Here is a 22,948-nt window from a genome sequence, read left to right on the forward strand (position 1 = left end):
GGTCGACATGGGGCGCAGCGTCGCACGACGGGGCGTGGCGGTGGTCGCGGCGGTGCTGCTGCTGGCCGGCGCTGGATGCGCCACTGTGGACACTCCGGCGGCGGAGGTGCCGGCCCCGGTCGCGCTGCCGGAGGAGTTGCCGGACGCTTCGGGGGAGCCCAGCGGTTCGGCGGTGCCGGAGGACGCGTCGGCGACACCGTCGGCGGTGGAGTCGATGGGTGCCGCGCCGAAGGCCACCCCCAGCGCCAGCGCGTCGCCGTCGGCGGCGAAGCGGAGCCCGAAGCCGAAGCGCACCACGGCCACCGCTCCCCGAACGGTGCCGAAGCCGCCGACGGAGAAGCAGGTGCCGCCGGACCCGCCGAAGCCGCCCGCGAGCGACTGCGAGCCCAGCTACAAGGGTGACCAGGCCAGCCGTGCGCAGGCAAAGGCGGCGCTGACCGAGGCGGCCGGGCGGACGTACTGGCCGACGTCGGCGCCGGACATCCGCATCCCGGTGAGCCTGATCAAGGCGACGGCATGGCAGGAGAGCGGCTGGCAGTCCAACATCGTGGCCTGCGACAAGGGCATCGGTCTGATGCAGGTGATGCCGGAGACCGCGTCCTGGATGAACCAGCGTTTCGGGCAGAGCTACGACGTGTGGGACTACCGGGACAACGCCTACCTCGGCGGCACCTTTCTAGCCTGGCTGACCAAGTACATCGGCGACATGTACTTCGACGCCGACTACCGGCTCGACGCCGACCTGTGCACCGCCGAGCTGGACTCGTGCCTGCTCAACGCGGTCATCGCCGCGTACAACTACGGGCACGGCGCGGTGGCCCCGGAGGGTAAGCCGCTGAACATCCCCAACGCGAGCTACGTGCGTAACGTCCGGGCGTTGATGACGGAGTGCGTCTGCCTCGGGTTCTGATCCGGGTTGATCCGGCCGGGCCACCAGAAGCGTTCCCCGAGCAGGAACGCCAGGGCCGGGACCACGACCGTGCGGACCAGCAGGGTGTCCAGCAGCACACCGAGGCAGACGATGATCCCGATCTGGGTCAGGGTGATCAGCGGTAGCACGCCGAGGACGGCGAAGACGGCGGCCAGCAGGATGCCGGCGCTGGTGATGACGCCGCCGGTGACTCTTAGTGCGGAGAGCATGCCCTCGCGGGTGCCGGCGGTGCGCGCGTCCTCGCGGGCGCGGGTGACCAGGAAGATGTTGTAGTCCACGCCGAGCGCCACCAGGAAGACGAAGGCGAGCAGCGGCACGGTGGTGTCCAGCGCGGGGAAGCCGAGCACGTGGTCGAAGAGCAGCCAGGCACCACCGAGGCTGGCGAAGTACGAGGCGACGACGGTGACCACGAGCAGCACCGGAGCGAGCAGGCCGCGTAGCAGCAGCACCAGCACGGCGCCGACCAGCAGCAGGATCAGCGGCAGGATGACGCGTAGGTCCTCGGCGTCGGCCTTCGCCGCGTCGTACGTGCCGGCCACGGTGCCGCCGACGATGGCGCCGGTCGGGGTGTCGCCGCCCGCGGCGGCGGGTGGCGCCGAGTCGGGTACGGCGGCGACCGCGTCCCGCAGAGCCGCCAGCGTCCGGTCGGAGGCGGTGGTACCCGGCTCGGCCTCGAGCACCACGTCGACCTGTGCGACGGTGGGGCCGGCGGTGCCGGGGCGGGCGGAGGCCACCCCGGGCACCTCGGCGGCGGCCGCGGTGACCGCCGGCACGGTGTCGGGTCGGGTCATCACCGCCACCGGTTGGGTGGTGCCGGCGGGGAACGCGCCGGCAAGGGTCTCTGCCCCGGCGACCGCCTCGGGCTGCACCCGGAACTGCTCGGTCTCCGACAGTCCGGTGCGCAGGCCGAGATTGCCCAGGGCGAGTGCGGCCAGCAGCAGCGTGGCCAGGGCCGCGACCGGCACCGGGCGGCGGATCACGGCGGCGCCGAGGCGGCCCCAGACCCGGCCTTCCCGGCCTTCGCTGCCGACCCGGGGCACGAACGGCCAGAACAGGCGCCGCCCGAGCAGCACCAGCGCGGCCGGCAGCACGAGCAGAGCCGACGCCATGGCCAGCAGGATGCCGGTGGCGCAGGCGACGGCGAGGGCCCGGTTGAGTTCCCGCTCGCTGAGCAGCAGGGTGAGCACCCCGAGCATGACTGTGCCGCCGCTGGCGAGGATCGGTTCGGCGGTGCGGCGCAGCGCGGCCCGCATGGCCGCGAAGCGGTCCGCTTCCCGGCGTAGTTCCTCCCGGTATCGGGCGATCAGTAGCAGGGCGTAGTTGGTGGCGGCACCGAAGACGAGGACGCTGGCGATGCCGCTGACGGCTCCGCCGGCGTAGTTGATGCCGACGGCGGGGATGACCGTGTCGAGCGCCCGCAGCGCCACCTGTTCGGTGGCCGCCACGACGGCCAGCGGCACCATCCACAGCAGCGGACTGCGGTAGGTGACGAGCAGCAGCAGCGCGACGACCGCGGCGGTGACCGCGAGCAGGGTGGTGTCGGCACCCTCGAAGACCTTGGTGAGGTCGGCGGTGAAGGCCGGCGCGCCGGTCACCTCGACGGTCAGCTCCGCCGGTAGCGCGGCAAGTGCCTCGCGGACCTCGGCCACGGTGGCGGCGACCGCATCCTGACCGCCCTCGGTGCTCAACGGCACGGCGACCAGGGCGACCGAGCCGTCGGGAGACAGTTGCGGCGGAGAGACCTGACCGCCGACGGTGAGCCTGCCGAGGGAGCCGGTGCCGTCGGTGAGGGCGGCGCGGTCGCCGTCGGTCAGCGGCGCGCCGTCGTCACGGGTGACCACCACGATGGCCGGCTGGACGTCGCTGGCCGGCAGTTCCTCCTGCAACCGCTCGACCTGGGTGGACTGCCAGCGGGCGGACAGGCCGGTGGCGGAGACGGGTGCCGGGTTGTCGGGGGTGGGCAACCAGAAGACGGCCGTGCCCACGGCCAGCGCCGCGAGGATGGTGAGCAAGGCGTTCAGGCGACCGCCCGCCACGCGGGTGAACACGGACATCAGGACGACCCCCAGTCGGCAAGTATCTAGACAGTCGAGATTTTCACTCATCAAGAAATTTTCTGCAACCGGTGGAGAATCTCGACGGCCGAGACGCGGCTCCGGCTCGGCTATGCTGCGAACCCGGACCTCGGGAGGAAGCGCGGGACGTGGCAGCTCACGGTATGTACCGCAGGCGCGATACGCGCCGGGACGTGCTGGTCGCCGAGATCACGGCTGAGCTGCGGCGCTACGGGGTGGACGCACAGCATGTCGGGCACGCCTTCGCCGGCCAGCACGGCCTCAACGCCACCGACCTGCAGGCACTGATCGCCGTGATGGACGCCGAGCTGCTCGGCGATCCGATCACGCCGGGCCGGCTCGGCGAACATCTCGACCTCTCCTCCGGCTCGGTCACCGCCCTGATCGACCGGCTCGAACGCGCCGGACACCTGCGCCGGGACCGGGACACCACGGACCGGCGCAAGGTGCTGCTGCGCTACGCCGAACGCGGCGCCGAACTGGCGATGGGCTTCTTCCGGCCACTGGGCGAGCGCACCGACCGGGTGATGGCCGGGTTCGGCGACGACGAGCTGGAGGTGGTGTACCGGTTCATGACGGCGATGGGCGCCTCCCTGCGGGAGCACCGGGACGAGGTCCGTGCCGCCCGCACCGAGCCGCACCGACGCCGGTCGGAGTGAGTCGTGCTGGATCGTCTGGCGGCCGGACTCGCCGCCGCCGCCCTGCGACTGCCACCGGCGCGGACCCGACGGGTCACCGTCACCCGGGACATCGCCCTGCGGGTACGCGACGGTGTGATCCTGCGCACCGACCACTACGCCCCCGACCTGCCCGCCGCGCCCACCGTGCTGATCCGTACCCCGTACGGTCGGGCCGGGCCGATGCGGCTGCTCTGCCGGCTCGCCGCCGAGCAGGGATTCCACGTGGTCATCCAGTCCTGTCGGGGCACCGGCGGCTCGGGTGGTGAGTTCCAGCCGTTCGTGCACGAACGCGACGACGGCCTGGACACGCTCGACTGGCTGCGCCGGCAGCGGTGGTGGACCGGCGCGTTCGGCATGTTCGGCGCCAGCTACCAGGGATTCGTGCAGTGGGCGCTCGCGGCGGACGCCGGCCCGCAACTGCGGGCCATGGTCGCGGTCGCCACCGCCTCGACCACCCGCGACTCCACCTACGCGGGGGAGTCGTTCGCCCTGGACACGGTGCTGACCTGGGCGGAGCTGCTGCAGGCGCAGACCGTGCCGTGGCTGGCCCGCCAGTGGGAGCTCAAGCGCGGCCAGCCGAGACTGGCCGCCGCCCTGGCCCACCTTCCGTTGATCGAGGCCGACCGGGTCGCCACCGGGGTCACCGTGCCGTTCTTTCAGGAGTGGCTGAGGCACCACACCCCGCAGGCCGACTACTGGCGCAGCCGGGTCTTCGACGACCGACTGCACCTGGTCGGCGCGCCGGTGGCGATGGTCAGCGGCTGGCACGACATCTTCCTGCCGGCCCAGCTGCGCGACTACACCGCGCTGCGGGCCACCGGCGCCCGACCGCGCCTGGTGGTCGGGCCGTGGACCCACGGCAGCCCGGGACTGTTCGTCGCCGCTCTGCGCGAGGGTCTGCGCTGGCTCGACACACATCTGTCCGACGAGGGGGCCGGCGAGGCCGCTCACCCGGCCGACGCGGCCGTGCGTCTGCACGTCGGCGGCGCGGGCGGCGGCTGGCGCGATCTGCCCGACTGGCCGCCACCCGCGGACGTCGTCCGGTGGTACCTGCATCCGGCGGCGGCTCTCAGCCCCGCGGACCCGGTGCCGTCGCCGCCGGACGGATTCTGGTACGACCCGGCCGACCCGACGCCGTCGCTCGGCGGCCCACTGCTGGTGGCCCAGCGGGCCGGACCGTTCGACAACCGTCCGGTCGAGGCCCGGCCCGACGTGTTGACCTGGACCAGCGAGCCGTTGACCGCCGCGATCGAGGTGGTCGGGCCGGTACGCGCCGAGATCCATCTGCGCAGTGAGCTGACGTACCTGGACGTTTTCGTCCGGCTGTGCGACGTGGACGCCCGGGGGCGTTCGTGGAACGTCTGCGACGGGTTGGTCCGGCTCGATCCGCAGCGGTTTCCCGCCGACGGCACCGGCGCGGTCGTGGTGCCGGTCGAGATGTGGCCGACCGCCCACCGCTTCGCCCCCGGGCACCGACTGCGGCTCCAGGTCTCCGGCGGGGCTCATCCCCGCTACGCGCGCAACCCCGGCACCGGCGAACCTCTCGGCGCGGCTGTCACACTCCGTCGTGGATTCCGGGAGATCATGCACGACCCGGATCATCCGTCCGCAGTGGTCCTACCGGTCGTCCACTCTGCCTCCCAGGCTTCTCCAAGCTGAATCAGGGCGGCCCTGAGCTGGGCATATACCAAAAGAGCGAGCTATCGTGGTGATACGCCCGGCGCCGTGCACCCGATTGGCCGGGCCCGCCGGTGAGCCTCTCCACCGCGTAAGCGGTGTCACTGTCGTGCCTGGTCCCCGACGAGTAAACGAAGGGGGATCCATGACGCGGGCACCGGCAAATCTTCTCGCCGTTCGTCGTCTGCTGCTTGAGCATCTCAACCGCGATCCCAACCGCAGCCGCGACGCCGACCTCGAACCCAACGAGGTCGGCATCGTCGGCGACGCCAACCACCGAGGGGGCTACCACTGCGGGTCGGACCGGGTCGTCACCAACGACTACTCGGTGGTCGAGTCACCCCGCGACCGCAACGGACTGACCCTCGACGCCGCCGCCCTGGACGTGGGAACGTTTCGGCTCAACTCCGGTGGCCGTACCCACGACCTGTTCACGTTCTCGACCTGGTGCGTGGCGCAGTGCGTCGCCAACGCCCCGGACACCCGCGACATCCGCGAGATCATCTATTCGCCGGACGGCAACGTGGTCCGGCGCTGGGACCGGCTCGGTCGACGCAGCACCGGCGACCGGTCCCACCTGTGGCACACCCACTTCAGCTTCTTCCGGGACTCAATCAAGGCGAACCGCGACCAGCGGCCCCTGTTCCGCCGCTACCTGACCACCATCGGACTGCTGAACCCCGAGGAGGGGGAGAACGAGATGACACCCGAGGAGCACAACTGGCTCAGGACCGTCCACCGCAACCTCACCGTGCTGGACGGACGCAACCCCATCGGGCAGACCTACACCCGGACAACCATGGGCGAGGACCACACGGACCCCGACTTCCGGGTCTCCCACCCGACACTGCGCAGCATCGGCGCCCAGCTCACCGCGCTGCAGAGCACGGTGAACTCACTGATGAACCGGGACTTCACCGACGAGCAGGCGATCGTCACCGGTGTGCTGGCCGGTCTCTCCCCGCAGGAGATCGCGGCGGCGATTCCGCCAACCGTGGCGGAACAGGTCGTCAGTGAGTTGAGTCGGCGGCTGGCGGCCTGAGGCGACGTCCCGACGAGTGGCGGCCGGTACCGGCCGCCACTCACCGCCGTGCGATCAGCCCCGCGGGACCGGTACGAGTCAGAGCGGACGGACGTTGTCCGCCTGCGGGCCCTTCTGCCCCTGGGTCACGTCGAACTCGACCTTCTGGCCCTCACCCAGCTCTCGGTAACCGCTGGACTGGATGGCCGAGTAGTGGACGAAGACGTCGGGCCCTCCGCCGTCCTGCTCGATGAAGCCGAAGCCCTTTTCGGAGTTGAACCACTTCACGGTGCCGGTTGCCATGCGTACTCTCTCCCTGTTCCATGCGGGCGACCGTCGGCTTCCGTGCCGGTGATCGCCCAGTACCTTCCCGACAGTAACCGGTGAATAGCGGATTTGCCGGGCGAAGCGCCTCAGGTGATGCGGCGGATGGCGCCGACCGACGGGCGCGGTCGGGGTTCACCCTCAGGGGCTCCGTCGCGAGATAGGGAAGGAAACCGGATGTCCGCAGTGGCGGACAGGCCCTAGCGTACGGGACATGGTGGACCAGTTGGCCCAGGTCGGAGAGCTTCCCGTGGTGGTGCTGATGGCAGTGCTCGGGGTGGTCATGCTCTTCGACGCGGTGCCGCTGTTCGGGGTCCTGGTGCCCGGTGACGTGGCGGTGCTCGCCGCCGTGGCCGTCGGCACCCCCACCACCGGGCTGGCGACCTTCGTCGCCGTGGTCACCGGTTGCCTCACCGGCTGGTCGCTGAGCTTCCTCGTCGGTCGGTTGTGGGGCGACCGGTTGCGGCACAGCCGCTTCGGCGGATGGGTCGGCGAGACGCGGTGGGCGGCGGCGGAGGGCATCCTGCGCCGCGACGGCGGTCGACTGGTGCTGATCGCGCCCTTCCTGCCGGTGTTCAACGCGCTGCTGCCGCTGGCCGCGGGCGGGCTGCACATGTCGTACCGGCGGTTCCTCGGGTTCGCGGCGCTCGGTGCCACCGGCTGGACCGGCCTCTACCTGGCGGTGGGTACCGCGTCGCGGACACTGGCCGGGCTGCTGCCCGCCGGCGCGAGTCCACTGCTGGTGACCATGGCCGGCGGACTGCTGCTGGCGGCCCTGGTGTTGCTCGGCACCCGGCGACGGTTGCGCACCGTCGCCCGCTGACCCCGCTGGTCAGGGCCGGTCAACGCCGCCAGGCGGTCCTGGAACTGATCGAACCGGGGGTGGTCGTCGCACCCGTGCGGCAGGATCGTGCAGGTCCGCAGAGCTGCACGACGCGCTTCCGTGAGGAGTTCCGCCATGAGCGCCGCACCGCCACTCATCCGTCGCTACTTCGCGCTCGCCGGCGAGGCCGACAGCGACGCCTACTTCGCGCTCTTCGCCCCCGACGCCGTGGTCGAGGACGAGGGCAGGACCTACGCGGGCATCGCCGAGATCCGGGCCTGGCGGCAGGAGGTGCCGCTGGTGTCGTACGAGATCACCGACGTGGCGCAGACGCCGGAGGGGACGGTGGTGACCGCCACCATCACCGGCGACTTCCCCGGCAGTCCCTTCGCCGGCCTGCGGTACCGCTTCGAGGACTACGACGACAACCAGATCCGGCGCCTGCGCATCGCGCCCTGACCGGCGCGGCGGTCACCAGCCACGGGCGCGCCACTCGGCCAGGTGGGGGCGTTCCGCGCCGAGCGTCGAGTCCCGGCCGTGCCCGGGGTAGAACCAGGTCTCGTCGGGCAGCCGGTCGAACAGCTTGTGCTCGACATCGTCGATCAGCGCGGCGAACCGCTGCGGATCCCGGTCGGTGTTGCCGACCCCACCGGGGAAGAGGCTGTCGCCGGTGAACAGGTGCGGCACGCCGGCGGGGTCGCGGTAGAGCAACGCCACCGAGCCCGGGGTGTGGCCCCGGACGTGGATGACCTCCAGGGCACAGTCGCCGACCGGCACCTCGTCGCCGTCGGTGAGGGTCTGCGCCTCGATCGGCAGCCCCTCCGCGTCGTCGGCGTGCACCAACGCACGGGCGCCGGTCTTGGCCACGACCTCCTCCAGACCGACCCAGTGGTCCATGTGCTGATGGGTGGTCACCACCGCGGCGAGGCCTGCGTCGCCGATCAGCTCCAGCAGGCGGGGCGCCTCGTTGGCGGCGTCGATCAGCACCTGCTCACCGGTGCTGCCGCAGCGCAGCAGGTACGCGTTGTTGTCCATCGGACCGACCGACACCTTGGTGATGGTCAGCCGGTCGAGTTCGCGTACCGCCGGCGGACCGCCGGGGGTGACTTCTCCGCTGTAGGTCATGGCTTCCTAGATCCATTCGGGTGGGCGGGGCAGCTGTCCGTCGGGGGTGACGGTCAGGGTCGTGCCGGGGTCGCGACCGGTCAGCCACGCGGCGAGTTCGGCGGCCGAACCCGCGACGACCGGTGCCTGCACCCGATCGCCGAGCACCAGTTCGTGGCCGCTGCCGTCGAAGCGCAGCACCATCGCCGGTACGTCGCTGCGGTCGGCGAAGCCGCTGGTCACCTCGTGCAGCAGTCGGTGACCGAAGTCCGGTGCCCAGTCCGTGTGCCGGTAGCCGGCGGCCAGGTCGACGTGGTGGATCTCCAGCTCCCGCAGCCGGCCCCAGACGAGCAGGGCCGCCGGCCGCGAGCCGTGCCGGGTCTCCACGTTGGCACCCCACGCCGACACCGGCATCGCGGCGACGGCCTCGGCGAACCGGTCCGCGCTGCGTCGCAGGTCGTCCAGGTGCTCCTCCGACGCACGCGCGGCACCCGCCTCGATGTCGGCGGTCCGGGCCGCGGCGCTGGCGTACATCGGGATCGGCGCTCCGGTTCGCGCCGAGGTGAGCAGGTTGACGAAGCCGTCGGCATTGCGACAGACGTGGGTGAGCACGTGTCCTCGACTCCATCCCGGAAGCAGGGACGGGGCCGCGAGGTCGGCGGCGTCGAAGGTGGCCGCCGTCCGCAGCAGACGCGCCGTGGCGTCGTCGACGTCGCCGGTCAGCAGCAGCGGGTCCAGGGTCACGCTGCTGACCCTAGTGGCCCGCGCCCACCGCGTCGCCGGGGAATTCACTTCCGGCGTGGCGCGGCCCGACCTACCGTCTGTGCCAGCGACTCCTCGGCCGGACGACCGGCGGGGGTCGACCAGGTTCGTGCGCGGCGCCGGAGCGGAGGAGGTGGTGGTCATGCCGGTCACCGCACCCGTGTATCACCCGCACCGACACTGAACGAGGAGCCATGACCATCTCGCTGACCGCCCTGGGCTGGGACACCGACCGGGCGGCACATCTGCGACGCATCCGTACCGACAACCGTCCCGGCCGGGTGGCCCGCGTCGACCGGGGCGTTTGCACCGTGCTCACCGAGGACGGGCCGGTGCGCGCCTCGACCGGTGGGGCCCTGCTGGCCGCCGCCGTCGGCGACGCCACCCGGCTGCCCGGCGTGGGCGACTGGGTGCTGTTGTGCGCCTGGCCGGACGGGCGGACGACGGTGCAGGCGGTGCTGCCCCGCCGTACCGCGTTGATCCGGCGCACCGCCGGTAAGGACGCCGGTGGTCAACTGCTGGCGGCCAACCTGGACGTGGTGGCCGTGGTGGAGCCGGTGCACCCGGCACCGGACGCCGCCCGTATCGAGCGGCTGCTCTCGCTGGTCCACGAGTCCGGTGCCCGGCCACTGATGGTGTTGACCAAGACCGACCTGGCGGCCGCCCCGGCGGCGGTGGCGCGTCAACTCGCGGCCCTCGCGCCCGGTGTGCCGGTGCTGCCGGTCAGTGCCGAGCGCGGCACCGGGCTGGCGGCGCTGCGCGCCGAAGTCGGTCCGGGCCGCACCCTCGGGCTGCTCGGTCCCTCCGGTGCCGGCAAGTCGAGCCTGGTCAACGCGCTCGCCTCGGCGGTGGTGATGCCCACCCAGGCGATCCGTCGGGTGGACGGCAAGGGCCGGCACACCACCACCTGGCGGGCGTTGGTGCCGCTGCCGGGCGGGGGTGCCGTGGTGGACACGCCCGGGGTTCGGGCCGTCGGCCTGCTCGACGGCGCGGCCGGGCTCGACCGGGCCTTCGCCGACATCGCCGACCTGGCCGCCGACTGCCGGTACGGCGACTGCGGGCACGAGGCCGAACCCGGCTGCGCGGTGCGTGCCGCACTCGACGACGGTGCGTTGACCGCCCGCCGCTACGAGAACTGGCGCCGGCTGCAACGGGAGATCAACCACGAGACCCGTCGCCGTGCCAGCCGCCCCACCCGCGTGTCCCGCACCACCCGCCGCACCCCCCACCCCCGCTGAGCAGCGACCCCTCGTGGCTCCTTCCGGCCCGCGATCATGCGGTGTCGGCTGTCGGTACGAGGTCTTTTGACCACTTTCGGGACCTGCCGGAACCGCATGGTCGGCGGGCCGGAGGGACGGCGTGGGATGTCGGGGTGAGGGAAGTTGTCGGAGGGCGGGTCTACAGTTGCCGGGGCGCACTCTCCGCGCTGACACAACCGCTGGGTTCACCGCAAAAGCGGACAGATCTTCCTCTACGTTCTCACCCGGGAGTACACGGACCGTGGCCGACCGTTTGATCATCCGTGGCGCACGCGAGCACAACCTGCGTGACGTCAGCCTCGACCTGCCCCGGGACGCCCTCATCGTGTTCACCGGGCTGTCCGGGTCGGGCAAGTCGAGCCTGGCCTTCGACACGATCTTCGCCGAGGGGCAGCGCCGGTACGTCGAGTCGCTGTCGTCGTACGCCCGGCAGTTCCTCGGCCAGATGGACAAGCCGGACGTCGACTTCATCGAGGGCCTGAGCCCGGCCGTCTCCATCGACCAGAAGTCCACCTCGCGCAACCCCCGCTCCACCGTCGGCACGATCACCGAGGTCTACGACTACCTGCGGCTGCTCTTCGCCCGGGTCGGCGAACCGCACTGCCCGGTCTGCGGCGAACGGATCTCCCGGCAGAGCCCGCAGCAGATCGTCGACCGGGTCCTCGCGATGGCCGAGGGCACCCGCTTCATGGTGCTCGCTCCGGTGGTGCGGGGCCGCAAGGGGGAGTACGTCGACCTGTTCGCCGAACTCCAGGCCAAGGGGTACGCCCGGGCCCGGGTCGACGGGGTCGTGCACCAGCTCACCGACCCGCCGAAGCTGAAGAAGCAGGAGAAGCACACCATCGAGGTGGTGATCGACCGGCTCAGCGTCAAGTCCAGCGCCAAGCAGCGGCTGACCGACTCGGTCGAGGCGGCGCTGGGCCTCTCTGGCGGTCTGGTCCTGCTCGACTTCGTCGACCTGGCCGAGGACGACCCCGACCGGGAGCGGCGCTACTCCGAGCACCTGGCCTGCCCCAACGACCACCCCCTGGCGATCGAGGACCTGGAACCCCGGGTCTTCTCCTTCAACGCGCCCTACGGCGCCTGCCCGGAGTGCACCGGCCTCGGCACGAAGAAGGAGGTCGACCCGGAGCTGGTCGTCCCCGACCCGGAGCGCAGCCTACGCGAGGGGGCGATCCAGCCCTGGGCGACCGGGCACAACCTGGAATACTTCCTGCGGCTGCTGGAGGCGCTCGGCGAGGCCGAGCACTTCGACGTCGACACGCCGTGGCGGGCGTTGCCGTCGCGGGCGCAGAAGACGATCCTGCACGGCTCCGACGACCAGGTGCACGTGCGCTACCGCAACAAGTACGGCCGGGAGCGCTCGTACTACACCGGCTTCGAGGGCGTGGTGCAGTGGATCGAGCGCCGGCACTCCGACACCGAGAGCGAGTGGTCGCGGGAGAAGTACGAGGGCTACATGCGCGACGTGCCCTGCGCGGCCTGCGGCGGGGCCCGGCTCAAGCCCGAGGTGCTCGCCGTCACCCTGGCCGGGCGCAGCATCGCCGAGGTGTGCAACCTGTCGGTCGGCGAGTGCGCCGACCTGCTGGCCGGCATCGAGCTGACCGACCGGCAGAAGCTGATCGCCGAGCGGGTGCTCAAGGAGATCAACGCCCGGCTGCGCTTCCTGCTCGACGTCGGGCTGGACTACCTCTCCCTGGACCGCCCGGCCGGCACCCTCTCCGGCGGTGAGGCGCAGCGCATCCGGTTGGCCACCCAGATCGGTTCCGGCCTGGTCGGGGTGCTTTACGTGCTCGACGAGCCGTCGATCGGCCTGCACCAGCGGGACAATCACCGGCTGATCGAGACGCTGGTTCGGCTGCGCGGCCTGGGCAACACCCTGATCGTGGTCGAACACGACGAGGACACCATCCGCACCGCCGACTGGATCGTGGACATCGGTCCCGGCGCGGGCGAGCACGGCGGTCGGATCGTACACAGCGGCTCGGTGCCGGCGCTGCTGGAGAATGCCGAGTCACTGACCGGGGCGTACCTGTCCGGCCGGCGGGAGATCCCGACGCCCCAGGGCCGCCGCCCGCAGACCCCCGGGCGGGAGCTGGTGGTGCACGGGGCCCGCGAGCACAATCTGCGCAACCTGACGGTGAGCTTCCCGCTCGGCCAGCTGATCGCCGTCACCGGGGTCAGCGGCTCGGGCAAGTCGACCCTGGTCAACGACATCCTGTACGCGGTGCTCGCCAACCAGATCAACGGCGCCCGGCTGGTGCCGGGCCGGCACACCCGGGTCTCCGGCCTGGACAACGTCGACAAGGTCGTCGGCGTCGACCAGTCGCCGATCGGCCGCACCCCGCGCTCCAACCCGGCCACCTACACCGGCGTCTGGGACCACGTGCGCAAGCTGTTCGCCGAGACCACCGAGGCCAAGGTCCGTGGGTACGGGCCCGGGCGGTTCTCCTTCAACGTCAAGGGCGGTCGCTGCGAGGCGTGCTCCGGCGACGGCACCATCAAGATCGAGATGAACTTCCTGCCCGACGTGTACGTGCCGTGCGAGGTCTGCAAGGGCGCCCGGTACAACCGGGAGACCCTGGAGGTGCACTACAAGGGCAAGACCGTCTCCGACGTGCTGGAGATGCCGATCGAGGAGGCGGCCGAGTTCTTCTCCGCCATCCCGGCCATCCACCGGCACCTCAAGACGCTCGTCGACGTGGGGTTGGGCTACGTACGGCTGGGGCAGCCCGCGCCGACCCTCTCCGGTGGCGAGGCGCAGCGGGTCAAGCTCGCCTCGGAGTTGCAGAAGCGTTCCACCGGGCGGACGGTCTACGTGCTCGACGAGCCGACCACCGGTCTGCACTTCGAGGACATCCGCAAGCTGCTGCTGGTGCTGGAGGGTCTGGTCGACAAGGGCAACACGGTCATCACGATCGAGCACAACCTGGACGTGATCAAGAGCGCGGACTGGCTCATCGACATGGGTCCCGAGGGCGGCCACCGGGGCGGCACCGTGCTCGCCACCGGCAGCCCGGAGGAGGTCGCCGAGGTCGCCGAGAGCCACACCGGGCAGTTCCTGCGTACCGTCCTCAAGCTCGACGGCGCGGCGAAGGGCGCCGTGGCGGCCACCGCCCGGGCGGCGAAGGCCAACGGTGGCCGGGCTCGGGGCGGCCGCAAGGCCGCCACCGCCGCGCGCTGATCCACCACGGGGTCGGCGGGCGCCTGACGGCCTGGCGCGCCCGGGTGGCCGATCGGGTGAACCGCCGGGCAGAGTGGTGCGTGTAGGGGAGAGTGGCCACAGATCATGCACCGGAGTCACCGACGGAGGGGCGAGGCATGGGCGAGCGCAACGGAGCACTGGCATGAGCGAGGAGCAGGTGCCGGCCGGGCCTGACGTGCGTACCCGCCGAGCCCTGCTCGCGGGGGCGGGGGCGGTCGGCGCGGCGGCGGTGCTGGCCGCCTGCGGCGGTGCGGACGACGACGGCGCGGCACCGAGCCCGGGGCCGCAGATCACCAACACCGGTGACGCCGGCGGCGGGGACCGTGAGGGTGCCCAGTCACTGGCCCGCACGACCGACATCCCGGTCGGCGGCGGTGCGGTCTACGCCGCCCAGGGCGTGGTGATCACCCAACCCACCGCCGGGGAGTTCAAGGGGTTCGACCCGGTCTGCACCCACCAGGGCTGCCCGGTGTCGAACGTCGACGGTGGCACCATCAACTGCACCTGCCACGGCAGCAAGTTCTCCATCGAGGACGGCTCCGTCAAGGCCGGTCCGGCCACCACCCCGCTCCCGGCCAAGAACATCAAGGTCGACGGCGACCAGATCGCGCTGGCCTGAGCCGATCGAAGCGGTCGCGGCCGGGACGGTGTCGTCCCGGCCGCGACCGTCGACCTCACTGGGCGTATACCGACATCTCCCACAGTGAGAAGCCGTAGGAGGTGCCCCGGGTCAGCCCGTACATCCGCACGTACCGGGCCTGCTGGGGAGCGAAACTGACCACGTCGGTCCCGCCGTCGCCGGTGCTGGTCGACCAGGCCGACCGCCAGGTGGCACCGTCGGTGGAGACCTCCACCCGGTACGACCGGGCGTAGGCGGCCTCCCAGGCCAGGGCCACCCGACCGACCTGCCGGACCGATCCGAGGTCCACCCGCAGCCACTGGTTGTCCGACCACGAACTGGCCCACCGGGTGCCCAGGTCGCCGTCCACGGCACGGCCGGCACCGTTGAACAGCTGACTGCTGGAGGCGGCGACCGGGCGGCCGGCGGCCAGGTTCGTCAGGTCGTCGCCGCGCCGGGCGGGAAACGAGACCACCTGCTGGTAGGTGGGACGGTTCTGCCAGGCGATGGTGGCGTGCTTGATGCCGCCCAGCGGCGACTGGACGATGGCGTCGGCGCACCACTGGTCGCCGGCGGCGCAGGTCTCGTCACCCGGATAGGTCTGCGTGGCCGGCGTGGTCGCCGCCGTGCGCAGGGTGTCGAGCAGGATCTGCCGGCAGGCGGCGAGGTCGCCGTCGCCGCAGAAGGTACGCCCCGGCCCGCCGGCCACCGGGTCACCCAGGACGGCCCGCAGGTCCTTGTCGACCCAACCCCACCACCCGTACTGGAAGGCCGAGCCCTTGTGCGTCTGGGCGCTGTTCGCCGACGACGGCAGGTTCGACACGTCGCCCTGTTGGTGGCCGGAGGGTGACTCGTTGACCTGAAGGGTGTTGACCAGGGACTGGTACAGCTCCGCGCCGAGCGGGGCCCGGAACATGCCCCGGACCAGCAGCGGCCACCAGGCGTCGAGGGTCCGGATCGCCTCGGCGTGCTGGTAGACCCTGCTGCCCCTGGCCGTCTCCACGCGTAGCGCGCCGGCCTGCCGCCACGCCTTCAGCCGGGCGATCTCGGTGGCCAGGGCGGCGTCGGTGACCGGTTGGCTCTCCAGTACCCGGAGCAGCTCGCCGAGCACCTCGGCGCCGCGCAGGTCGGTGAGCCCGGCCCGCTGCACCAGCTCGGTGAGCGAGGCCCGGTCGAAGGTGCGACCCGCCGCGAGTGCGGCCTTCACCGGCTTGTCCAGCAGGTCACCGCGGTGCACAGCGCCGAAGCTGAAGTTGCCGTCGGCGGCACCGAAGTCCTTGGCCTGCTTGTTGTTCCAGCTGACGTAGTAGTCCTGGTTCACCGACTGCGGGTGGGCCGACGCCGGCGCGTACCGGGCGGTCCCGGTCTCCGGGTCGAAGTCCTGCCACTCGTACGCCCGCTCGGCCTTCATCGGCAGGCTCGGATTGCTGCCGGACGCCCGTAGCGGGTTGAGTCCGGAGTTGAAGTACGCCGACTCGGTGGAGTTGACGTAGAACCAGTTGAACGCGTACTCGACGTTGTTCGCCGAGGTGCGGAACGCCGCCGCGGAGCCCATCTGGGTCGGGTCGTTGTACATCTGGAAGCCGATCGCGGAGTCGGCCTCCCGCCCGTAGGTGGCGCGCAGCTTCGTGAAGGCGTGCGGCACCCCGCCGACGGTGCCCCGCCACGCCACCAGGCCGAGCTTCGTACGCCAGGCGACGAGCTTGTACGACCCGGCGGCGGTGCCGTCGGCGACGGTCGGGCTCCACCGGTTGACGTGGGACAGCTCCTCCATCGCCAGGCACTGCCCCCGGAACAGGTAGTGGTCGCTGCCCAGCGTCGGCGTGCCACCGCCGGGTACGCAGAGCGGCACCGCGTACGTGTCGGTGATGTCGTGCACGGAGGAGGTGGCGCTCCAGGCGTAGTCCTGGCCCCGGCCGAGCAGGACGTACAGGTTCAACCCGGCGAAGGCGGCGCCTCGGGCGCTGATGCCCGGCCCCTGCAACTCCTGGACCATCAGCAGTTGGGGGGAGAAGTAGCCGGTCTGCGGCCCGAAGACCGCCACCGGATGCCCGCTGGTGGAGTGCTCGGCGGAGATCACCGCCGCGTTGGACATGCCCCGGTGCGCCGGGTCGATGGTCAGCCCGGACAGCGCGGCGGCCAGCTCCGAGGCGCTGTTCGAGCCGGTGGTGGTGGCGGAGCCGGTCGGGTCGGTGACGACCGGCTCGACCCGGGCCGAAGCGGCGTCCGGCAGCACCACGCTCGGCGCGTCGGGGGAGGCGTCGCCGTACGGGAAGCTCTGCCCGTCGTGCAGGGTCAGCACGGTCTCCGGGTCGTTCTGTCCCCGGAAGCCCTGCCACACCCGGTCGCCCTCGACCGGGCCGAACTTGGCCCGGGCGGCGATGCGGACCAGCGCGGACTGCATCTCCGTGCCGCCCCCGCCACCGAACAGGCCACCGACGACGCCGGCGATGGCGACCAGGTCGGTCAGCACGAACGGTTCGGGCCCACCGGCGTTGGTGATCGCGTCGAGGTGCCCGGTGAGCACGTACTCGCCGGGGCAGTTGCGGTTGGCCATGCAGGTCCGGATGTAGGCGTTGATCCCGGCGATGTATTCCTGCACGTCGGTGTAGAGCTGCTCACCGCGCTCACCCTTGCGGCGCAGCGCGGCGACCTGCGCGGTCAGGTCGGCCTCGGTGTACGGGGAGGTGCGCCAGACGCTCTGCTCCAGCGCCCGGTTTCCGGGTGCCCCGCCCGCGAACGGGGTCAGGGTGCCCCGCCCGACGTGCCGCAGCAGGTCCATGGTGAACAGCCGGTCCTCGGCCCCGGCGTAGCCGGCGCCGAACATGGTGCCGGCGCGGGTGGTGCCGGTGATGTGCGGGACACCGGTGGCCCGGTCCCGCAGGATGCGCACGTCCGAGCGGGGCGAGTAGTCGCGTTCCACCTGGCTGGGCGCGACGCCGAAGGAGGCGTCGTGGAAGAAGGTGTCGATCTGGTCCTCGCGCAGCCCGGCGTAGCCGTAGACGAGGTCGGCGTACCTGCCGAGCTGGTCGGCGGAGTGCCGGGGCAGGGTGCCGAAGGCCTGGTTGCCGAGGATCTCGACGAGGGTGGCGTTGCCGTTCTGGCCGGGCGGCAGGATCTCCGAGCATTCACCGAGGCAGTAGTCGTTGGCGGCGTTCGCCGTCAGGGTGCTCACCGTGCTGTCGACGGAAGCGGTGGTCGCGGCGGCGGTGGTCGGGGCGGCGACGAGGAGGGCGGCGACGGCGGTGGCGGTCGCGGCACCGGCGAGCAGCCGGCGGGCGGGGGTGTGACCGGTCATGGCGATCCTCTGTGGACGGGGGCCATCGGACGGGATCATTACATGAAGAACATTCGGTTACTGGATGGTAGGCCGCCGTGCCCGAGATTGGAAGATATCGATCGAGGCGCGTCGGTCGGCACGGTAACGGTCATCCGGGGATGATTCGGACTGTCGGGGGCGGCGACTAGTCTCGGAGTGTGGCTGATCCGTCGACCTACCGTCCCGCGCCGGGCACGATTCCCGAGGCACCGGGGGTCTACCGCTTCTACGACGGCACCGGCCGGGTGATCTACGTGGGCAAGGCGAAGAATCTGCGCAGCCGGCTCAACTCCTACTTCGCCGACCTGTGGGGCCTGCACCAGCGCACCCAGCAGATGGTCACCACCGCCGAGGCGGTGGACTGGGTCACCGTCGGCACCGAGGTCGAGGCGCTCCAGCTCGAATACCTCTGGATCAAGCAGTACGACCCGAGGTTCAACGTCCGGTACCGCGACGACAAGTCCTACCCCTACCTGGCGGTGACCCTCGACGAGGAATACCCACGGCTCCAGGTGATGCGCGGGGCCAAACGCAAGGGGGTTCGCTACTTCGGGCCGTACTCGCACGCCTGGGCCATCCGCGAGACGCTCGACCTGCTGCTGCGCGTCTTCCCGGCCCGCACCTGCTCCGCCGGGGTGTTCAAGCGGGCCGGTCAGGTCGGCCGTCCCTGCCTGCTGGGCTACATCGGCAAGTGCTCGGCCCCCTGCGTCGGCAGCGTCTCCGCCGAGCGGCACCGCGAGATCGTCGACGACTTCTGCGACTTCATGGCCGGGCGCACCGACACCATGGTCCGCAAGCTGGAACGCGAGATGACCGAGGCCAGCGAGCAGTTGGAGTTCGAGCGGGCGGCCCGGCTGCGCGACGACGTCGCCGCGCTGCGCCGGGCGATGGAGAAGCAGACCGTGGTGCTCGGCGACGGCACCGACGCCGACGTGGTGGCCTTCGCCGACGACCCGCTCGAAGCCGCGGTCCAGGTCTTCCACGTCCGCGGCGGCCGGGTGCGCGGCCAGCGCGGTTGGGTGGTCGAGAAGACCGAGGAGCTGACCACCGGCGACCTGGTGCACCACTTCTGCACTCAGGTCTACGGCGGCGAGCACGGCGAGGCCGACGTGCCACGGGAGCTGCTGGTGCCCGAGCTGCCCGCCGACGCCGACGCCCTCGCCGACTGGCTCTCCACCCACCGCGGCGGCCGGGTGACCCTGCGGGTGCCGCAGCGCGGTGACAAGCGGGCCCTGATGGAGACGGTCGAGCGCAACGCGAAGGACGCCCTGGCCCGGCACAAGCTCAAGCGGGCCGGTGACCTCACCACCCGGAGCAAGGCCCTCGACGAGATCACCGAGGCGCTCGGGCTGCGGACCGCGCCGCTGCGCATCGAGTGCTTCGACATCTCGCAGATCCAGGGCACCGACGTGGTGGCGAGCATGGTCGTCTTTGAGGACGGGCTGCCCCGCAAGAGCGAATACCGCCGCTTCATCATCCGGGGCGCCACCGACGACCTCTCGGCGATGTCCGAGGTGCTGCGCCGCCGCTTCGCCCGCTACCTCGACGCCCGCGCCGAGACGGGCGAGGCCGGTGTCGAAGCCGATGCCCTGCCCGCTGAGCTGGACGCGACCGACGGCGGCGACGAACCGCGGATCGGTGCCCTTGTCGACCCGACCACCGGCCGGCCGCGCCGGTTCGCGTACCCGCCGCAGTTGGTGGTGGTCGACGGCGGAGCGCCGCAGGTCGCCGCCGCCGCGCAGGCCCTCGCCGAGTTGGGCGTCGACGACGTGGCGCTGTGCGGGCTGGCCAAGCGGCTGGAGGAGGTCTGGCTGCCCGACGACGACTTCCCGGTCATCCTGCCGCGCGCCTCCGAGGGGCTCTACCTGCTGCAACGGGTACGCGACGAGGCGCACCGCTTCGCCATCACCTTCCACCGGCAGCGCCGCTCCAAGCGGATGACCACCTCGGCGTTGGACAACGTCCCCGGGCTGGGCGAGGTACGCCGTAAGGCACTGCTGCGTCACTTCGGCTCGCTGAAACGCCTCTCGGCCGCCACCGTGGAGGAGATCACCGAGGTGCCCGGTGTCGGCCGGCGCACCGCCGAGGCGATCCTGGCCGCGCTCGGTGCCGGCGGCGAGCAGAAGCAGTCCACCACCTGACCGCCGTCGCAGCGGTGCTGCACCCCCGGCGGTCGGACGGCCGGGCACCGCGGTGGCCGGGGTGCCGGTGTGGGGTGTCGCCCCTGTCGAGCTGAGAGCACGAACGGATCGCCCACGGCGATAGCGTGGACGGGTCAGCTCGACAGCGTCCCCACCTCAACCTGACCGGCCGGCGGTCTGTCACCTCAGTCGACGGCGGCGAGCACCCCGAGGAGCTGCTCGCCGTAGCGGGCCAGCTTGTTCTCGCCCACGCCGCTGATCCGGGACAGCTCGGCCAGCGACGACGGCGCGTCGGCGGCGATCTGGCGCAGCGTCGCGTCGTGGAAGATGACGTACGCGGGTACGCCCTGCTCCTTGGCGGTGGCCGCCCGCCAGGCCCGCAGCCGCTCGAACGTGCCGGCCGCCTCCGCCGGCAACTCGGCGACCACGGTGGCCGCGCCCCGAGGCTTGGCCGCCTTCGCCGGGCGTGCCGCCTCCCGGCGCAGCATCACGGTGCGCCGCCGGCCGAGCACCTCGGCACTGGCGTCGGTGAGCGCCAGCGTGCCGTAGTCGCCCTCGACGGCGAGCAGCCCCTCGGCGAGCAGCTGCCGGACCACGCCACGCCACTCCGCCTCGCTCAGCTCACCACCGATGCCGAACACGGTGAGCGAGTCGTGCCGATGCTGAGTGATCTTGTCGGTGGCGCGACCCAGCAGGATGTCGACGCAGTGCCCGGCGCCGAACCGCTGGTTGCGCTCCCGGTCCAGCCGGAAGACGGTGGAGAGCAGCTTCTGCGCGGCCACCGTGCCGTCCCAGGACTCGGGTGGCTCCAGGCAGGTGTCGCAGTTGCCGCAGCCGCCGGTGGCCGGCTCGCCGAAGTACTCAAGCAACTGTGCCCGGCGGCAGCGGACCGTCTCGCAGAGCGCCAGCATCGCGTCGAGGTGGGCGGCGAGGTTGCGCCGGTGCGCCAGGTCGCCCTCGGAGGTGTCGATCATCTTCCGCTGCTGCACCACGTCCTGGAGCCCGTACGCCAGCCAGGCGGTCGACGGCAACCCGTCACGGCCGGCGCGGCCGGTCTCCTGGTAGTAGCCCTCGACCGACTTGGGCAGGTCGAGGTGGGCGACGAACCGCACGTCGGGCTTGTCGATACCCATCCCGAAGGCGATCGTCGCCACCATCACCACGGCGTCGGCGCGCAGGAAGCGCTGCTGGTTGGCGGCGCGGGTGGCCGCGTCCAGACCGGCGTGGTACGGCAGCGCGTCGATGCCGTTGGCGACCAGGAACTCGGCGGTCTTCTCCACCGAGGCGCGGGACAGGCAGTAGACGATGCCCGCCTCGCCGGGATGTTCGTCGCGCAGCAGGGCGAGCAGCTGCTTGCGCGGCTCCCGCTTCGGCACGATCCGGTACTGGATGTTGGGCCGGTCGAAGCTGGCCACGAAGTGCCGTGCCTCGGTGAGACTGAGCCGGGTGGCGATCTCGGACCGGGTGGCGCTGGTCGCGGTGGCGGTCAGCGCGATGCGGGGTACGCCCGGCCAGCGTTCGTGCAGCATCGACAGGTTCAGGTAGTCCGGCCGGAAGTCGTGGCCCCACTGCGACACACAGTGCGCCTCGTCGATGGCGAACAGGCCGATCCGCCCCCGGTCCAGCAGGTTCAACGTGCCCCGGCTGGCCAGCGCCTCCGGCGCGAGGTAGAGCAGGTCGATCTCGCCGGCCACGAACTCCGCCTCGACCAGCCGGCGGGTGTCCGGGTCGAGGGTCGAGTTGAGGAAACCGGCCCGTACCCCGACCGCGGTCAACGCGTCGACCTGGTCCTGCATCAGCGCGATCAGTGGCGAGATCACCACGGCGACGCCGTCGCGGACCAGCGCGGGGATCTGATAGCACAACGACTTGCCGCCGCCGGTCGGCATCAGCACCAGCGCGTCCCCGCCGGCCACCACGTGGTCGATGACCTCCCGCTGGAAACCCCGGAACGAGTCGTACCCGAAGACCCGCCGCAACACGTCCAGCGCCGCGGTCACCTTCTCCCCGGTCGGGGCGTCGGAGCTGGCCAGGTCGGTGACGCTCACGTCGGCGGGAGAGACCATCCGGGAATTCTACGAGCGGCTGACTTTCCGTTCGATCTGTGGCAGTGCCGGTGCTGTCGGCCCGGCGTGTCGACTACCTACGCTGCCACAGTTCGAAGCGGGGCCGGTTATCGGGAGGGTGGGACGGGAACGCGCTTGGCCCAGCGGACGTCGCCGTCGGGATCGACGTAGCAGAACGCCACCGCCAGGCGCGACGGGTCGGTCAGCGGCAGGGCGCCGGGCACCAGCCGGAAGACGGCGATCAGGCTGCCGTCGGCGACGGCGCGGGTGCCCACCGCGCCGACGTTGGGCCCGGTGGTGAACGTGCCCTCGGGCTCCTCGCGGGTGGCGGTGTCGGCGAGCCAGGGGTAGCGGTCGGCCAGCACGTCGTACGCTCCGGCCCAGTTGGAACCGGTGCCGCCGGCGGCGTCCCAGCCCGCGTAGGGTTGCACCACCCGGGCGGGTTCCACCCGAGAGTCGAGCAGGATGACCTGGTAGTGGCCCTTGCGGGGCGGCCCGGACCAGCGCAGCCGCAACACCACCGACTGCCGGTCGGGGTCGCCGATGACGTTGTCCACCGGCTCGGGCCAGCCGAACGCGACGACCGCGCCCGCCACCCCGTCCGGCTTTGGCAGCACGGCCTCGACGGTCACCGCCACCCGGTCGCCGCCGCGTGCCCACTCGCGTTCCCGGTCGACGTAGCGGTCCACCGTGGCCAGCACGGCGACCGTGACCGACACCAGGGCAACCACCCAGCGCAGCCGCGCCCCGTGCCTGCCCATGGCCGGAGGATAGCCGCGTCGCGCGTCGCGCGCCGTCAGTCAGCCGACACGACGGGTGCGCGCTTCCGATGGCCCTGCGACGCGGCGGCGGTGCGTCCCGCGGAGCCCGACCCCGGCGAGCTAGAGTCGCTGCTTGACCATGCCCGGCCGGATCGGCCGGGGCGGCGCGGTTGGAGGGGCA

General features: G+C 71.8%; 17 protein-coding genes. 10 read left to right on the forward strand and 7 right to left on the reverse strand.

Annotated elements, in window-relative coordinates; translation table 11 throughout:
• Nucleotides 1-7 precede the first annotated feature (7 nt).
• Nucleotides 8-910 carry a transglycosylase SLT domain-containing protein gene (locus O3597_RS06140; RefSeq protein ID WP_281603480.1) on the forward strand — a complete coding sequence of 301 codons (903 nt, stop codon included), beginning with the start codon at nucleotides 8-10 and terminating at the stop codon, nucleotides 908-910.
• On the opposite strand, the gene O3597_RS06145 is transcribed toward O3597_RS06140, so the two are convergent.
• Nucleotides 856-2,985 carry an MMPL family transporter gene (locus O3597_RS06145; protein WP_281603481.1) on the reverse strand — a complete coding sequence of 710 codons (2,130 nt, stop codon included), beginning with the start codon at nucleotides 2,983-2,985 and terminating at the stop codon, nucleotides 856-858. The two genes, O3597_RS06140 and O3597_RS06145, sit on opposite strands and share 55 nt — an antisense overlap.
• A gap of 164 nt (nucleotides 2,986-3,149) precedes the next feature.
• Here O3597_RS06145 and O3597_RS06150 point away from each other — a divergent pair, with 164 nt between their 5' ends.
• The 3 genes from O3597_RS06150 to O3597_RS06160 all read left to right on the forward strand — a co-directional run bounded on the left by O3597_RS06150 (nucleotide 3,150) and on the right by O3597_RS06160 (nucleotide 6,405).
• Nucleotides 3,150-3,665, forward strand: a complete 516-nt coding sequence (locus O3597_RS06150) for a MarR family transcriptional regulator (RefSeq protein WP_164448395.1) — start codon at nucleotides 3,150-3,152, stop codon at nucleotides 3,663-3,665.
• 3 nt (nucleotides 3,666-3,668) lie between these two features.
• On the forward strand, nucleotides 3,669-5,345 hold the full coding sequence (locus O3597_RS06155) for a CocE/NonD family hydrolase (RefSeq protein WP_164448303.1): 1,677 nt from the start codon (nucleotides 3,669-3,671) through the stop codon (nucleotides 5,343-5,345).
• Between the two features lie 163 nt (nucleotides 5,346-5,508).
• Nucleotides 5,509-6,405: a hypothetical protein gene (locus O3597_RS06160; RefSeq protein ID WP_164448302.1), complete on the forward strand. Its 897-nt coding sequence runs from the start codon at nucleotides 5,509-5,511 to the stop codon at nucleotides 6,403-6,405.
• Nucleotides 6,406-6,483: 78 nt separating this feature from the next.
• Here O3597_RS06160 and O3597_RS06165 read toward each other — a convergent pair whose 3' ends face one another.
• Nucleotides 6,484-6,687, reverse strand: a complete 204-nt coding sequence (locus O3597_RS06165; protein ID WP_164448301.1) for a cold-shock protein — start codon at nucleotides 6,685-6,687, stop codon at nucleotides 6,484-6,486.
• Nucleotides 6,688-6,922: 235 nt separating this feature from the next.
• Here O3597_RS06165 and O3597_RS06170 point away from each other — a divergent pair, with 235 nt between their 5' ends.
• Together O3597_RS06170 and O3597_RS06175 are read left to right on the forward strand one after the other, a co-directional pair.
• On the forward strand, nucleotides 6,923-7,531 hold the full coding sequence (locus O3597_RS06170) for a VTT domain-containing protein (protein WP_281603482.1): 609 nt from the start codon (nucleotides 6,923-6,925) through the stop codon (nucleotides 7,529-7,531).
• A gap of 135 nt (nucleotides 7,532-7,666) precedes the next feature.
• A complete protein-coding gene (locus tag O3597_RS06175) occupies nucleotides 7,667-7,990 on the forward strand; it encodes a nuclear transport factor 2 family protein (RefSeq protein WP_164448299.1) in 324 nt (107 codons plus the stop codon).
• 12 nt (nucleotides 7,991-8,002) lie between these two features.
• On the opposite strand, the gene O3597_RS06180 is transcribed toward O3597_RS06175, so the two are convergent.
• Together O3597_RS06180 and O3597_RS06185 are read right to left on the reverse strand one after the other, a co-directional pair.
• Nucleotides 8,003-8,656, reverse strand: a complete 654-nt coding sequence (locus tag O3597_RS06180; RefSeq protein ID WP_281603483.1) for an MBL fold metallo-hydrolase — start codon at nucleotides 8,654-8,656, stop codon at nucleotides 8,003-8,005.
• A 6-nt stretch (nucleotides 8,657-8,662) separates the two neighbouring features.
• Nucleotides 8,663-9,379 carry a maleylpyruvate isomerase family mycothiol-dependent enzyme gene (locus tag O3597_RS06185; protein ID WP_281603484.1) on the reverse strand — a complete coding sequence of 239 codons (717 nt, stop codon included), beginning with the start codon at nucleotides 9,377-9,379 and terminating at the stop codon, nucleotides 8,663-8,665.
• Between the two features lie 212 nt (nucleotides 9,380-9,591).
• On the opposite strand from O3597_RS06185, the gene rsgA reads away from it, so the two are divergent.
• The 3 genes from rsgA to O3597_RS06200 all read left to right on the forward strand — a co-directional run bounded on the left by rsgA (nucleotide 9,592) and on the right by O3597_RS06200 (nucleotide 14,480).
• On the forward strand, nucleotides 9,592-10,635 hold the full coding sequence (gene rsgA, locus O3597_RS06190; RefSeq protein WP_281603485.1) for a ribosome small subunit-dependent GTPase A: 1,044 nt from the start codon (nucleotides 9,592-9,594) through the stop codon (nucleotides 10,633-10,635).
• A 262-nt stretch (nucleotides 10,636-10,897) separates the two neighbouring features.
• Complete coding sequence (uvrA, locus tag O3597_RS06195; RefSeq protein WP_164448296.1) at nucleotides 10,898-13,840, forward strand: excinuclease ABC subunit UvrA; 2,943 nt, start codon at nucleotides 10,898-10,900, stop codon at nucleotides 13,838-13,840.
• Nucleotides 13,841-14,003: 163 nt separating this feature from the next.
• Nucleotides 14,004-14,480 (forward strand): Rieske (2Fe-2S) protein, encoded by a 477-nt coding sequence (locus tag O3597_RS06200; protein WP_281603486.1) that lies wholly within the window; start codon nucleotides 14,004-14,006, stop codon nucleotides 14,478-14,480.
• Between the two features lie 55 nt (nucleotides 14,481-14,535).
• Here O3597_RS06200 and O3597_RS06205 read toward each other — a convergent pair whose 3' ends face one another.
• Nucleotides 14,536-17,778: a penicillin acylase family protein gene (locus tag O3597_RS06205; RefSeq protein WP_281603487.1), complete on the reverse strand. Its 3,243-nt coding sequence runs from the start codon at nucleotides 17,776-17,778 to the stop codon at nucleotides 14,536-14,538.
• Nucleotides 17,779-17,957: 179 nt separating this feature from the next.
• Between O3597_RS06205 and uvrC the strand changes: the two genes are divergently transcribed.
• Nucleotides 17,958-19,940, forward strand: coding sequence for an excinuclease ABC subunit UvrC (gene uvrC, locus O3597_RS06210; RefSeq protein ID WP_164448293.1), 1,983 nt, complete (start codon nucleotides 17,958-17,960; stop codon nucleotides 19,938-19,940).
• A gap of 185 nt (nucleotides 19,941-20,125) precedes the next feature.
• Here the strand turns inward: uvrC and recQ are convergent, their stop codons facing one another.
• Together recQ and O3597_RS06220 are read right to left on the reverse strand one after the other, a co-directional pair.
• Nucleotides 20,126-22,006: a DNA helicase RecQ gene (recQ, locus tag O3597_RS06215; protein ID WP_281603488.1), complete on the reverse strand. Its 1,881-nt coding sequence runs from the start codon at nucleotides 22,004-22,006 to the stop codon at nucleotides 20,126-20,128.
• 107 nt (nucleotides 22,007-22,113) lie between these two features.
• On the reverse strand, nucleotides 22,114-22,767 hold the full coding sequence (locus tag O3597_RS06220) for a hypothetical protein (RefSeq protein ID WP_281603489.1): 654 nt from the start codon (nucleotides 22,765-22,767) through the stop codon (nucleotides 22,114-22,116).
• Between the last annotated feature and the right edge of the window lie 181 nt (nucleotides 22,768-22,948).

It is taken from the genome of Verrucosispora sp. WMMA2044, from assembly GCF_027497155.1.
Taxonomy (GTDB): Bacteria; Actinomycetota; Actinomycetes; order Mycobacteriales; family Micromonosporaceae; genus Micromonospora; species Micromonospora palythoicola.